Source organism: Erwinia sp. 2186 (assembly GCF_057812255.1).
The window spans coordinates 2013240-2027043 of the sequence record NZ_CM173824.1; the positions used below are offsets into that span (position 1 = coordinate 2013240).

Genomic DNA, 13804 nt, shown 5'->3' on the forward strand with positions numbered 1-13804 from the left:
GGATGTCGCCGCTGAGCCCCCAGGGATGGGTTCACGGCGACTTTGCGTTCAACCTTCTCTCCCTGACCTGCCACCACAGTTAGCAGGCGACTTACCCTAACTTCAGGCAAAAAAAAGTCTGAACGTAAGTTCAGACTCTTCTTCAAATATGGTGGTGAGAGAGGGGGATCACGAGGCACATCCCTGTGCCTCGCCCTTCGGGCAGCGGAGCTGTGCAAAACGGCTGTCCTGCCGTTTTGTCGAACCCTGTCGAGGCTTCTCACCCCTCTCTCCTGAATTCTATGCAAAAAAAAAGTCTGAACGTATGTTCAGACTCTTCTTTAAATATGGTGGTGAGAGAGGGGTTCGAACCCTCGATACGTTGCCGTATACACACTTTCCAGGCGTGCTCCTTCAGCCACTCGGACACCTCACCATATTGTTGTCGCAACAAGGTTGCTGACGGGCGCTAATGTAGGCAAAAGCGCTGCCGCGGTCAACTCCCTTTCTCCACTTTTCTGCGCGTTTAGCCAGTTTTGCAGCAGTTTGCTGCTTAAATCACCAAAATCCCCACTAACCACAACGAAACGGCCTATCCGCTGTTAATAACCCCATACGACCAATGCCGATCCTGACGAATACTTCATCGCGATACTATTGGTATCGCAACAATTTTTGCTTGCCAGACGCACCTTTTTCCCCGAGCCTTGAGAAAAAACAGGAGAGCAAACGTGGATATCATTTTTTACCATCCGTCATTTAATGCAGAAACCTGGATCGACGGCCTGCAACAACGCCTGCCCGACGCCCGTATCCGCCAATGGACACCCGGCGATGATGCGCCTGCCGACTTTGCGCTGGTGCGCCAGCCTCCTGTCGATATGCTGCAAGGCCGTAAAGGACTGAGAGCAGTATTCGCGCTCGGCGCGGGCGTGGATGATATTCTCGGCCAGCTGCGCCAACATCCTGAAATGCTGGCTAAAGAGGTGCCGCTATTCCGCCTGGAAGACACCGGCATGGGCCGACAGATGCAGGAATACGCTGTTTACCATGTTTTAGGCTGGTTCCGTCGCTTCACCGAATATCAACAGCAGAAGGCACAGTCGCTGTGGCAACACCTGCCTAACTACAGCCGCAAAGATTTCAGCATCGGTATTCTGGGCGCGGGCGTACTGGGGCAGAGCGTGGCAGAAAGCCTGAAGATTTGGGGCTTTCCGGTGCGTTGCTGGAGCCGCTCACCGAAAGACTTGCCGGGTGTCACCAGTTTCCATGGCGCGGAACAGCTGGGCGAATTCCTGGCCGGCAGCCAGGTGCTGATTAACCTGTTGCCCAACACGCCACAGACCGAAGGGATCCTGAACCGCAGCTTGCTTAGCCAACTTAAACCGCAGGCATTCTTGCTTAACCTCGCCCGTGGTGCGCATCTGGTCGAAGACGATCTGCTGGCGGCGATCGAAGCCGGTGAGGTCAAAGCCGCCGCGCTGGACGTCTTCGTAGGTGAACCGCTCGATACTTCCCATCCGTTCTGGACGCATCCGGATATTGCCATCACGCCGCATAATGCCGCTGTAACCTTGCCAGACGAAGCTATGGACTCTATCGCGAAGTCGATCGCCACCCTGGAAGCCGGTGAAATGCCTGGCGGTCTGGTCGACGTAACCCGCGGTTATTAAGTCAATCAGGGGCAGGAATGCTATTCTTGCCCTAAGCCTAAAGGAGAATGTTATGTACCCCGTTGACCTTCATATGCATACCGTTGCCAGCACTCATGCCTACAGCACACTCCGCGACTACGTGGTGCAGGCGCAAACCTGTGGCGTCAAACTGCTGGCGATCACCGATCACGGCCCGGATATGGCCGATGCACCGCACTACTGGCACTTTGTGAATATGCGCGTCTGGCCACGTGTGGTGGATGGCGTGGGCATCCTGCGCGGCATCGAGGCTAACATCAAGAATACCGACGGTGATATTGACTGCACCGGGCCGATGATGGGATCGGTGGATATCGTGGTGGCGGGCTTCCATGAACCGGTGTTCGCCCCGCGCGATAAGGCCACGCATACCGAAGCGATGATTGCGGCGATGGCCAGTGGCAATGTGCATATCATCAGCCATCCGGGCAACCCGAAATACCCGGTCGATATCCCGGCGATTGCCGAAGCGGCGGCGAAATATAACGTCGCGCTGGAGTTAAACAACTCCTCCTTTACCCATTCCCGCCCGGGCAGCGAACCTAACTGCCGCGCTATCGTCGCGGCGGTGCGCGATGCCGGCGGATGGATCTCCTGCGGATCGGATTCCCATACTGCGTTTACCCTCGGCAACTTCGAACACTGCCTGCGGATTATGAAGGAAGTGGATTTCCCGGAAGATCGCGTATTAAATGTCACCCCACGCCGCTTGCTGGATTTCCTCGAGCTGCGTACCGGCACCAAAATTGCTGAATTTGCTGATATGTGACATTGTCACAATTAACCTCTGAATGGACTGACCGTCATGAATGAATTCTCTATCATCTGCCGTATTCTTGGCTCGCTGTACAACCGCCAGCCGCAGGATCCGTTGCTGGTGCCGCTGTTTACGATGTTGCGTGAAGGCAAACTGCAACAGCACTGGCCGCTGGAGCAGGATGAGCTGCTGATCCGCCTGCAGGAAAACAGCGACCCGCAGGCGCTGGCGGGGGATTACAACGCGCTGTTTGTCGGCAGCGACTGCAAAGTGCCGCCGTACGGATCGCATTGGGATAACGGCCCGCAGGAGAGCGACGTGCGTGGCTTCCTGCAAAGCCGCGGTATGCCGTTAGGCGAAGGCCCAGCCGATCATATTGGTGCGCTGCTGCTGGCCGCTTCATGGCTGGAAGACCAGTCTGCGGCGGATGAAGTGCAGGCGCAGGTGACGCTGTTTGATGAGTATTTATTGCCGTGGGTGGGCCAGTTCCTGGGCAAAGTTGAAGCCCATGCCACCACCGCGTTTTATCGCACGCTGGCCGCGTTAAGCCGCGAAGCGATTCAGGCGATGCGTGACGAACTGGAAGAAGAAGGGGACGTCTGAGCCCTGTTCCAGCCTGAGCCATAACCTGACGTAAGCCCGCCGGTGGCCCATTAGCGACCGGCGGGCTTTTTACTGCGCTACTGCCACTCCGCGTTGGCCGATCCCAGCCGCGACGCCGCCCGTGACCAGATCAACGGGGTGCCGGGTAACCACACCGGCGAACGCAGGCGATAGCCCATGCCCCACGGGGTGATTTCAATCTCGACGTTTTCATCCTGCGGCTTAAGCGGGCCCAAACCCTGCGGTTGTTCAGCTTCTGGATACGGATTGTCGGTCAACAGGCAGGCAGTTCTGGCCAGCGACAGGCGGGCGGTGTAGCCGGTATTGTGCAGCAGTCGCTGGCGCAACCCTTCCAGCACCGCGGCTGCCATCAGATAACCGGTGGCATGATCCAGCGCCTGTACCGGCAGCGGCGAGGGCGCTTCGCGCTGTTTCCACTGGCGGCCGCTGTCGGCAATGCCGCATCCCATTTGTACCAGGCTGTCGAAGCCACGGCGATTGCGCCATGGGCCGGTCCATCCCCACGCATTCAGGCTGACGTCCACCAACCCCGGCGACAGTTTTTGCCGGGTTTGCGCATCATACCCAAGCGCGCTCAACGCATCGGCACGATAGCCATGCACCAGCACGTCCGCCTGACTCAGCAAAGCTTCAAAGTGCTTGCGTCCCTGCGCGGATTTCAGGTCGAGCCTGGCGCAGCGCTTACCCAGGGTCACCTCTTCTTCCAGCGAGGGTTCTTCCCAACCGGGCGGATCGAGCCGCAATACCTCCGCGCCCAGTCCGGCCAGAAATCGCGTGGCCACCGGGCCCGCGATGATGCGGGTCAGATCCAGCACGCGCACGCCATGCAGCGGACGCGCGGGGAACAGGCGCCAGGTGGGCGCTGGGCCCTCGGGCTGCAACGCCTGTTCGATCAACGCTTCGCGCCGCACGGCCTGACCTTGCGGATGCTGCTGCCACGCCTCCACGCTGCGCATCTCCGCCGCACAGCCGCCGGCGGCGACCACCGCGTCTTCCAGTGCGGTTTTATTCCACTGGTTGACGGCGGCAGCAAGGCTGGCACGATCGGCATGCTGACCGAGCACGCTTTCCATCGCCGCGCGATGATAGGGCGCATTGGTATGCAGCCGGATCCAGCCATCCGCGGTGGGATAATCGCCGGCAAAAGGGTCCCACAAGGCAGGCGCGGGGCGATTAATCGGGCGGAAGCTGTGCTGGAACCAGCGTGAAGCCAGCGAGGTATTCACCTCAAGCGGATGCGGATTGCCAATCAGATCGGCCGCAGCCTGCATCGCCAGTGCGATGCTGGTGCCGGCCAGTTCGGTGACCGGATACAGCGAGCAGAGTTGCGCGTCCCCGTGGAAGGTGACCTGAGGAACGGCATCGCTGGCAGCGCGCAGCCCGTGCCAAAGCTGTTGCCAGAGGTGTGTGGTAAGCCCATTGTCCATTGCGTCCTCCTTGGATGATGCTTATCACCTTAGCAATGAACCCCGCTTTTTGCCTGGCGTTAACGCAGGCGGCGGAATTTTGGCAGACGGGCGTGCATGCGCAGATTACGCAGATTAATGACCGCGATGGCCGTGCCGGCAACCACCAGCAGCGCGCCGATAATTTTGAACATATTCATCTCGTCGCCCAGCACCACCACGCCCATAATCACCGCCAGCACCGGCGTCAGCAGCGAATACGGCATGATCAGATTGACGTTGTAGCTGCGCAGCAGCCAGTACCACAGCGAGTAGGCGATAATCGAAGAGAAAATCGCGCTGTACAGAATGCCAAACCAGCCGCGCCAGCTGGAGTGGATCAGGCTGTCGATCTGATTGGATTCCATCACCCAGGAGGCGAGGCCGACAATTGGGATCGCCAGGAAACAGAGCCAGCCGGTCATGGTCAGCGGCTTGATCGGCGGGGATTTTTTCACCAACATATTGCTGATCGCCCAGCCCGCGGCGCTGCACAGCAAGATACACAGCACCCACCAGGAAGGAATGGTCGGGCTGCCGGCCAGCACCACCACGCCGGTCAGGGAGACGGCAATGCCGGTCATCTGCACCACCGACAGTTTCTCCTTGAGGATCACCATTGCCAGCAGCATGGCAAACGGCGTGCCGAGCTGTACCACAATTGCACCGGTTCCGGCATCGGTGTATTTCATGCCAACAAACAGCAGTGAAAAGTGCAGGAAGCCAAAGGTAAACGCCAGCGGCACCAGATAGCGCAACTGCGCGCGGTTAACGCGGGTGAACGGGACCAAAATCAGCGCCACAACCACAAAGCGCATCAGGGTCAAAAACAGCGGGGGAAGATCGAGCAGACCCCATTTGATTGCAACGTTATTGAACGCCCAAAGGGTCACTACCAGTAAAATAAGAAAAAAATGCCTCAAAGCCACGAGACTGTCCTGTTGTGCGTGTGATCACCTTTTTATCATGGCATGAATTGCCGCTAAATTAAGCGGGCTCAGGCAATTTATTTCGCACCGGGCGTTAGCTGAATTTGTTTTACTGCCCTCAGAAAAAGTGATGAGACAGCCGACCGTCAACATGCCATCATAATCTTCAGATCCCTGTCGTCAGGTGCATGTTGATAATCATTAAGGATAACTTCCCGCTATGCGTTCTGCACTTCCGTTAGCCATCATTCAGTTTGAAACCCCGCCTGACGCGGTCATCGATCGCGTTGGTGAACAACAGCACTGGTTTGTTGCCGCTCTGGGCCTGCAACCCGGCGAATATGTGGTGATCCGCCCGGATTTGGGTGAAGCCCTGCCGGATGCCGGTTCCGTTGCCGCCGCGGTGCTGAGCGGCTCCTGGGCAATGGTGACCGATCACGCCGAATGGAGCGAGCGCAGCGCGGCCTGGATCCGCAGCGCGGTCGAGCAGGGCTTACCGCTGCTCGGCGTCTGTTACGGTCATCAGCTGATGGCTTACGCGCTGGGCGGGCGGGTGGATGATAATCCACGCGGCTGGGAACGCGGTCTGCAACAGCTGGAGATGAACGCCTGCTCCGCCAGCGATCCGTTACTGAGCCAGCTGCCGACGCACTTCTCCGCGTGGCTGTCCCATCGTCAGTCGGTGCTGCAGCCGCCGCCGGGCGCGCAGGTGCTGGCCGCGTCCGCACAGGATGACTGTCAGATTATCCGTTACACCCCGCAGGCGCTTTCGGTGCAGTTTCATCCGGAATTTACCGGCACCATCATGACCGCCTGTCTGCAAAGCAGCCAGAATAGTGAAATCAGTAGCCTGATGGCGCATCAGCAGGAGCCGGCCACGCCGTTGCAGCTGCTGCAAACCTTCTGGCATCAGCATCGTCAGGCCAGCAAGCTGGCCTGATTTACCCGGGCCATTGTTGTGCGTTACCTCACAATGATGGCTTCCCGACCCGCTTTCATGGCACTCCCGTCACAGTTTCCTCTTCGGCAATCTGACATGCTCATTTTTATCAATATTGTTAATGATGAGTTATTTGATTGTTAAATCGCTCCGGCGAATTTACTCCGAGGAAACCACCATGCGTTATTCATATCCGGGCACTACAGATTCATTGATCACCCTGAAGTCTCAGTACGGCAACTTTATCAACGGTGAGTTTGTGCCGCCGGTTAACGGGGCCTATTTCGAGAACACCTCGCCGGTAAATGGATCGGTGATCGGTGAGTTCCCCCGTTCCGATAAAGATGATGTGGAAAAAGCGCTGGATGCAGCCCATGCCGCTGCCGACGCCTGGGGCAAAACCTCTGTTCAGGCGCGTTCGCTGGCGTTGCTGAAAATTGCCGACCGGCTGGAAGAGAATCTGGAATTTATCGCGGTTAACGAAACCTGGGACAACGGCAAACCGGTGCGCGAAACGCTGGCCGCCGACCTGCCGCTGGCGGTGGATCATTTCCGTTATTACGCCGGCTGTATTCGCGCTCAGGAAGGATCGTCTGCAGAGATCGACGAATTCACCGCCGCTTACCACTTCCACGAACCGCTGGGCGTGGTGGCGCAAATTATCCCGTGGAACTTCCCGCTGCTGATGGCCGCGTGGAAACTGGCGCCCGCGCTGGCTGCCGGCAACTGCGTGATTTTGAAACCGGCTGAACAAACGCCGCTGTCCATTACGCTGTTTGTGGAACTGATTGCCGACCTGCTGCCGAAAGGGGTGCTGAATGTGGTTCACGGTTATGGCCGTGAAGCGGGTGAAGCGCTGGCGGGCAATCCGCGTATCGCCAAGGTGGCCTTTACCGGCTCCACCGCAACCGGTGGCCATATCCTTGAGCTGGCGGCGAAGAACCTGATCCCGTCCACGGTGGAGCTTGGCGGTAAATCGCCAAACATCTTCTTTGAAGACATCATGCAGGCCGAACCGTCCTTTATTGAGAAAGCGGCGGAAGGCGTGGTGCTGGGCTTCCTTAATCAGGGCGAAGTCTGTACCTGTCCATCGCGTGCGCTGGTGCAGGAGTCCATTTACGAGCCCTTTATGGAAGCTGTGTTGAAACGCGTGAAAACCATCAAGCGCGGCGATCCGATGGATACCGACACCATGGTTGGCGCGCAGGCGTCACAGCAACAGTTCGACAAAATCCTCTCCTATCTGGAAATCGCTCAGCAGGAAGGCGCTGAAGTGCTGACCGGCGGCGGGGTGGAAAAACTGGAAGGCGGTCTGTCCACCGGCTATTACATTCAGCCGACGCTGCTGAAAGGCAATAACAGTATGCGCGTGTTCCAGGAAGAGATTTTTGGACCGGTAGTGGGCATCCTGACCTTTAAGGATGAGGCCGAAGCGATCGCCATTGCAAACGACTCGATTTATGGCCTCGGTGCCGGCGTCTGGACCCGCGACATCAACCGCGCGTATCGCGTGGGCAGGGCGATCAAAGCCGGACGCGTCTGGACCAACTGTTACCACCTGTATCCGGCGCATGCCGCTTTCGGGGGTTACAAAAAATCCGGTATTGGCCGTGAAACCCATAAAATGATGCTCGATCACTACCAGCAAACCAAGAACCTGCTGGTCAGCTACAGCATTGAGCCGCTGGGCTTCTTCTGATGTAAGCGCATCACCCAAAAGGGCCGCAATAGCGGCCCTTTTTATGCTGTTCCCCGCCATAACCTCGACCGGTTTAAAAACGCCTGCACCTCACCTCCACGCGCGTTTGCGCGGCCTCACACATTGGTTTTTGTTATGACCCATCATCTTGCCGACTAAAGCCAAATATGGCACGCTGCCATAGGGTTGTATATACAAGACTAAACAACACAACCCGCACACATCATCGCGCCACCTCGCCTCATGTCGTTCCCATGAGCGGGCGGCTCCCTTTCAGGCAAGGAGTTGGTTATGTCATCCGTATCCTCTGCGCATACCGAGCGAGCAGAAAGCAAACTGATTGAGACCCGCAGCATCGACTACATTCCCGAATCCGAACGTCACGGCAACGTCTTCAGCCAGTTCACCCTGTGGTTCGGCGGCAACTTACAAATCACCGCAATTGTCACCGGCGCGTTAACCGTGGTGCTGGGCGGCGATGTGGTCTGGTCGCTGATTGGGCTGCTGGTGGGGCAGATACTCGGTGCCGGCATTATGGCGCTGCATGCGGTGCAGGGACCGAGGCTGGGCCTGCCGCAGATGATCACCTGCCGGACGCAATTCGGCGTGTATGGCGCGGTGATCCCGCTGGTGCTGGTCTGCGTGATGTATATCGGCTTCTCGGCCAGCGGCACGGTCCTGGCCGGACAGGCGCTGGCGCATCTGGCGAACATCAGCGACAGGGCCGGGATTATCGGCTTTGGGCTGATCATTATCGTTGTTGCCACGCTGGGATACCGGCTGATCCACGGGCTGGGCAAAGTGGCCAGCGTGGTTGGCGTGCTGACCTTTATCTATCTGTTCTTCCGGCTGCTGCTGGAGAACGATATTGGCGCGCTGCTAAGCAATAACCACTTCTCGCTGGCGAACTTCCTGCTGGCGATGTCGCTGTCGTCTTCCTGGCAGATCGCCTTTTGTCCCTACGTCTCCGACTACTCGCGCTATCTGCCGCGTAACGTCTCGGCGGGCAAAACCTTCTTCGCCGTCTTTGCCGGCACCGCGTTGGGCACCCAGCTGTCGATGACGCTGGGCGTAATTGCCGCCGCGCTGGCCGGAAAGGCGTTCTCAGGCAATGAAGTGGGTTACATCGTGGGACTGGGATCGAGCGGGACGCTGGCGCTGGTACTCTATTTTTCGATCTGCTTCGGCAAAATCACCTTCACCACCTTAAATGCTTACGGCAGCTTTATGTCGCTGACCACCATCGTCTGTGGTTTCCGCCAGACCGCCACCATCAGCAAAGCCGGACGGATTACCTTTATTGTCTGTATGGTGCTGATCAGCTGTGCGATTGCGATGCTCAGTGCGCCGTCCTTCCTCAAATCCTTCACCCAATTCCTGCTGTTCCTGCTGGCGTTCTTTGTCCCCTGGAGCGCCATGAACCTGATGGATTATTACTTTATTACCCGTGGGCATATCGACATTCCGGCACTGTCCGATCCTGATGGCCGCTACAAGCGCTGGAATCTGATGGGGATTGCCACCTATGTGGCGGGCGTGTTGATCCAGCTGCCGTTTATCTCCAATGGTTTCTACAGCGGCTCGCTGGTGTACCTGTTCGACGGGAATGATATTTCCTGGATCATCGGCTGGGTGTTTACCGCGCTGTGCTGGCTGCTGGTTAATCAGCGCAATAGGGCGGCCCGTTTACAGGCCACCGTGCTGCCGCGGGATTAACTGGCTTTTCGCTGCGCCAGTAATTCAACGATGTGTTCTTCGGAAACCGCCTGAGAGAAAAGGTAGCCCTGCAGCTGATTACATCCGGCTTCTGCCAGGGCTGCCATCTGTCCGTGGGTTTCGACGCCTTCAGCGGTCACCGTCAGACCCATTGCCTGGCCCAGTTTCACCACCGATTCGATGATCGCCATCGAGTTCTCCGTCACGCCCAGCGACTGGGTGAACGAGCGGTCGATTTTGATTTTATCGACCGAGAAATGGCTGAGGTAATTGAGGCTGGAGTAGCCGGTGCCAAAATCGTCCAGCGCGATGCGGAAGCCGGCCTCGCGCAGTTTTTTCATCGTCTCCTGCGCGCCTTTTTCGTCTTCAATCAGCACGCCTTCGGTCACTTCCAGCTCAATGCGCGTCGCCAGGGTTTTTTCCTGCTTCACAATCGCCTTAAAACGCTCGACAAAGCCGGCCGCGCGGAACTGCAACGGCGAGACGTTAACCGCAATGGTCAGATCCGGCCACTTGAGCGACACGCGGCAGGCTTCCCGCAGCACCCATTCGCCAATTTGAATAATCAGCCCCATCTCTTCGGCCAGCGGGATAAATTCGCTCGGTGAGATCGCGCCATGAACCGGATGATTCCAGCGCATCAGCGCTTCCAGTGCCACCACCTTCTGCCCGGAAATGTCCATCAGCGGCTGATAGAACACCGCCAGATCCTTTTTGGTTTGCATCGCCAGACGCAAATCGGCGGCGATTTGCTGGCGGGTTTTCACCGACTCATCCATCGCCCGCTCAAACACCCGGTACTGCCCGCGTCCCTGACTTTTGGCTTCGTACAGCGCGATATCTGCTTTGCGCATCATCTCGGAGCGATCGACCGCATCCTCCGGCGCAATAGCCACGCCGATACTGACCCCAATCCAGGTATCGCTGCCGAGCAGGGTAAAGGGACGCGAGAGCGCGGCAATAATCTGCTCGCACATGGTCTGGATCTCGCGCGGAGAGCTGACCACATCAAGGATCACCACAAACTCATCGCCGCCCAGTCGGCCAACGGTATTCTGTTCGCCCACCAGGCTGCTGACCCGGTGGCCCACTTCAATAATCAAATCATCCCCGGCGTGATGGCCGTAGGTGTCATTAATCAGCTTAAATCTGTCCAGGTCTAATAACAGTAACGCCACCTTGTCGCCGTTACGCATCAGTCTGCCTAACGCTTGCGTCAGGCGTTCTTCCACCATCGCGCGGTTGGGCAAACCGGTCAGCACATCATGGAAGGCCAGATGCTGTGCCTGTGCCTCGCTGGCGCCGAGTTGCAGCACCGACTGCGACAGCCGCAGAGAAGAGAGCCACAGGCGGCGGATCATCACGCCGCAGATTGCGGTGATGATTAACACCACGATGGCGACCAGCGGGCCGATCACCGCCAGCATGCGTGTGCCAGGCCGGTCGGGCTGCCAGGAGAGATGGCCGAGAGACTGACCGCTATGGCTGGTTAACAGGTAATTGGCGCCGTCTGCAATGGGATTGCCATCGGTATAGCGCAGATCTTTCAGCAGGCTGCGCTGGGAGAGTGAGCTCAGGTAGGTATTGTCGAGATACTTAACGCTGACCAGGGTGAACGGGCTTGAACGGCCACGTTCTCCTTCTATGTTGCCCATGGCCAGCACGGCAGGGCGGTTATCGATGAGGGTAAAGTCGATCACCTCACGATGACCATTTTGGCTGGCATAGGGCACCTTCAGCTTTTGCATAAAGGTCTGTACCGGTTGCTGCAGGTGTGCAAACTGAGAAACCGCCACGTTGCGACCGTTCTCCCAGCGATAGACCGGCTGGTTTTTCGCATCGAGGATATAGACCAGCTGATGGCCGAACATCGTCGACAGCCAGTCGCCCACGTTTTGATTAAGCCAGACGGTATCTTGCGGCGATCTGGCCAGTCGTCGGGCAAGCGGTTGCCACAGCGCCAGGCTGCGATGCTGCTTGATCATTTCGTCAAGGCTTTGAGAAAGTGAAGTTTTTATTATCTGTTGCTGCTGTGCAGCGGCAATATCATTGCTTTTTGCGGTCGCCCACCAGACGGTAAAGCTGGCCGCCACAAAAGTAATAATCAACACTAAAACCAGAGGAACAAGAACTTCACGAACAAAGTGGAGACGGAAACTGTCTGATATCTTCATGTTTTTTATCAGCCTGCGGCGAAGGACGGACCTTCTTTCAGGCTAGCATAAATCTGATTTCTGTCTTTTTTCTGCGCCTGAAACGTGCGGCTCCGCTGATTTTCCACAGATTTATATGTGAAGTGAAAATTAACTGATGAGGTTTTTTTACTTTTTGCCGTGGGGGAATTTGACTTAAAACTGTAAAAGCGATGGGTTAATCATTACGGGGTAAAAACGCAGGGCAGGGCGTCGACAGTTTAGCGATCTGTAAGTGTCCAGATTTGCCTCACGCGGTTTTATCGCCAATAACATAGGATTATTCTTTATTATTCTTGCCGGGTTGTTACAAAGGCCGCTGCGGCCGTGAGATTGCCGTCTTATCGGCGATAAAAATTTGTGTAACCAGGTTTCGCCTGGGCATCACAGCGGATAAACAGGTATTTGGCTTAAATCTTTTGTTATCCCTGATGCCTCATGGCTTTCTTTAACGATGAGTGAATCGTTGCGGTCAATTAGCCTTCGGCGGTGGACACACCTTTTTAAGGGGATGGACTGAGGATTATCCTAATACCACAGTTTGTTTAACCTTGGTTGTAGTGAGATTTTGGAATAAAACATCCTTTGCGGAAATAAATAATCATTCCTTCTGATTGGCCGGATAAAGATTATCATCTGACATCAATTTAAATAGGTTCGCTAATCTTATTATTGGGCCAGAATGAATTAACTTAGAAATGTAAAAAATGACATGCTTTATAATATTTAAGCGCCATTCCTGGTATTAATCCGAATAAGCGCAGTGGGGTTCATTCTGCGTTGATTTTATTTTGGTATTGTTGTTAATTAGCAGCCATTCCACTCTCACAAGAGATGAGACCTATGTCAGCTAAATTGTTGTCAGTCATTATTCCTGCGTATAATGTTGGGAATTACATTGTTGAATGTATTGATTCATTGCTGAGTCAAATTCCTTCCCCGAATGAACTTATTATCATTAACGATGGATCTACCGATAATACTCTGGCGCTGGTGGAGCAAAAGTACGGTGCGCTGGACAATGTCAAAGTGGTGACCATTGCCAACGGTGGCCTGGGTAATGCACGCGATGTCGGCATTGCGATGGCGCAGGGTGAGTTCATCTTCTGCTGTGACCCGGATGACGTGGTATGCGACGGCCTGTTCAGAGAGCTGAGCGACACCGTGGCCCTGCACCCCGAAGTGGAACTGTTTTGCTTCAACTCGCAGATGTTTGAGGATGATGACTCCGGGCGCACCTATGGCAAAGTCGAGCACCGCGAATTTGGCTTAATGAAACCGAAAGAGGTTTTTGCTTCTTTGCTGCGTTCAGGGGCCTATACCTCGGCGACCTGGAATTATATTTTGAAAAAAGAGGTCATCGAAACTTACCAATTAAAATATGTTAAGCGTCTGCATGAAGACCATTGTTTTACGCTGGAAGTGTTTTTGCGCTCGCGCAGCGCATTTGTCAGTCAGAATCTTTACTATAAGCAACGTATTCGCAGCGGCTCTTTAACCAACAGCGTGAAGAGCGAAAGCTTTTTCCGCCAGCGTTATGATGCTTTTGTCTGTTCCTATGAGAAATTACTCAGGGCAGTGGACGATCAAAAGGAACTGGCCGAATTGCGCCGGCTGTATCTGATTCACTCGTTCAAGTTAATGATTAATCTGGCACTTGCCGATAACCGCAGCGTTCCTGCCTATGTCACCCACGCGATTCACTATTTGGGGAAAAGTCTGAAACCAGGCTCTGTTACCAACTGGCTACTGTTAAGGAAGCCGGAATTATACTCTAATCTGATCAAAGTCAGGCAGAATCTGCGCAGTATGACGGTTTCTTGAAAAGG

10 protein-coding genes and 1 tRNA gene are annotated in these 13804 nt (G+C 55.8%); 7 read left to right on the forward strand and 4 right to left on the reverse strand.

Annotated features, from left to right (window positions below; translation table 11 throughout):
• Nucleotides 1-327 precede the first annotated feature (327 nt).
• A tRNA-Ser gene (locus ACXKZG_RS09245) sits at nucleotides 328-415 on the reverse strand.
• 295 nt (nucleotides 416-710) lie between these two features.
• Between ACXKZG_RS09245 and ghrA the strand changes: the two genes are divergently transcribed.
• From ghrA to ACXKZG_RS09260, 3 genes are read left to right on the forward strand one after another with little or no spacing between them, the layout of a single operon-like run.
• The gene (gene ghrA / locus ACXKZG_RS09250; protein ID WP_488876067.1) at nucleotides 711-1652 is read left to right on the forward strand and encodes a glyoxylate/hydroxypyruvate reductase GhrA; all 942 of its coding nucleotides are present in this window, start codon (nucleotides 711-713) and stop codon (nucleotides 1650-1652) included.
• A 52-nt stretch (nucleotides 1653-1704) separates the two neighbouring features.
• The gene (locus tag ACXKZG_RS09255) at nucleotides 1705-2442 is read left to right on the forward strand and encodes a phosphatase (RefSeq protein WP_013202635.1); all 738 of its coding nucleotides are present in this window, start codon (nucleotides 1705-1707) and stop codon (nucleotides 2440-2442) included.
• 36 nt (nucleotides 2443-2478) lie between these two features.
• Nucleotides 2479-3033: a TorD/DmsD family molecular chaperone gene (locus tag ACXKZG_RS09260; protein WP_013202634.1), complete on the forward strand. Its 555-nt coding sequence runs from the start codon at nucleotides 2479-2481 to the stop codon at nucleotides 3031-3033.
• 77 nt (nucleotides 3034-3110) lie between these two features.
• Here the strand turns inward: ACXKZG_RS09260 and ACXKZG_RS09265 are convergent, their stop codons facing one another.
• Both ACXKZG_RS09265 and ACXKZG_RS09270 read right to left on the reverse strand, forming a co-directional pair.
• Nucleotides 3111-4481 (reverse strand): CoA transferase, encoded by a 1371-nt coding sequence (locus tag ACXKZG_RS09265; RefSeq protein ID WP_488876068.1) that lies wholly within the window; start codon nucleotides 4479-4481, stop codon nucleotides 3111-3113.
• Nucleotides 4482-4540: 59 nt separating this feature from the next.
• On the reverse strand, nucleotides 4541-5428 hold the full coding sequence (locus ACXKZG_RS09270; RefSeq protein ID WP_013202632.1) for a DMT family transporter: 888 nt from the start codon (nucleotides 5426-5428) through the stop codon (nucleotides 4541-4543).
• Between the two features lie 220 nt (nucleotides 5429-5648).
• Here ACXKZG_RS09270 and ACXKZG_RS09275 point away from each other — a divergent pair, with 220 nt between their 5' ends.
• The 3 genes from ACXKZG_RS09275 (at nucleotide 5649) to ACXKZG_RS09285 (ending at nucleotide 9783) form a co-directional block, all read left to right on the forward strand.
• The gene (locus ACXKZG_RS09275; protein ID WP_346566769.1) at nucleotides 5649-6368 is read left to right on the forward strand and encodes a glutamine amidotransferase; all 720 of its coding nucleotides are present in this window, start codon (nucleotides 5649-5651) and stop codon (nucleotides 6366-6368) included.
• Between the two features lie 178 nt (nucleotides 6369-6546).
• A complete protein-coding gene (gene exaC / locus ACXKZG_RS09280; RefSeq protein ID WP_488876069.1) occupies nucleotides 6547-8067 on the forward strand; it encodes an acetaldehyde dehydrogenase ExaC in 1521 nt (506 codons plus the stop codon).
• 291 nt (nucleotides 8068-8358) lie between these two features.
• Nucleotides 8359-9783 (forward strand): purine-cytosine permease family protein, encoded by a 1425-nt coding sequence (locus tag ACXKZG_RS09285; RefSeq protein ID WP_488876070.1) that lies wholly within the window; start codon nucleotides 8359-8361, stop codon nucleotides 9781-9783.
• Here the strand turns inward: ACXKZG_RS09285 and ACXKZG_RS09290 are convergent.
• Nucleotides 9780-11894: a bifunctional diguanylate cyclase/phosphodiesterase gene (locus ACXKZG_RS09290; protein WP_488876071.1), complete on the reverse strand. Its 2115-nt coding sequence runs from the start codon at nucleotides 11892-11894 to the stop codon at nucleotides 9780-9782. The genes ACXKZG_RS09285 and ACXKZG_RS09290 overlap by 4 nt on opposite strands.
• A 924-nt stretch (nucleotides 11895-12818) precedes the next feature.
• Here ACXKZG_RS09290 and ACXKZG_RS09295 point away from each other — a divergent pair.
• Entirely contained in the window at nucleotides 12819-13799 is a 981-nt protein-coding gene (locus ACXKZG_RS09295) for a glycosyltransferase family 2 protein (RefSeq protein WP_013202627.1), read from the forward strand.
• Nucleotides 13800-13804: the final 5 nt, after the last annotated feature.

Coding starts and splice junctions, on each gene's coding strand:
- ACXKZG_RS09255 (WP_013202635.1), top strand. CDS start 1,705: ATGTACCCCGTTGACCTTCATATGCATACCGTTGCCAGCACTCATGCC.
- ACXKZG_RS09260 (WP_013202634.1), top strand. CDS start 2,479: ATGAATGAATTCTCTATCATCTGCCGTATTCTTGGCTCGCTGTACAAC.
- ACXKZG_RS09265 (WP_488876068.1), bottom strand. CDS start 4,481: ATGGACAATGGGCTTACCACACACCTCTGGCAACAGCTTTGGCACGGG.
- ACXKZG_RS09275 (WP_346566769.1), top strand. CDS start 5,649: ATGCGTTCTGCACTTCCGTTAGCCATCATTCAGTTTGAAACCCCGCCT.
- exaC (WP_488876069.1), top strand. CDS start 6,547: ATGCGTTATTCATATCCGGGCACTACAGATTCATTGATCACCCTGAAG.
- ACXKZG_RS09285 (WP_488876070.1), top strand. CDS start 8,359: ATGTCATCCGTATCCTCTGCGCATACCGAGCGAGCAGAAAGCAAACTG.
- ACXKZG_RS09295 (WP_013202627.1), top strand. CDS start 12,819: ATGTCAGCTAAATTGTTGTCAGTCATTATTCCTGCGTATAATGTTGGG.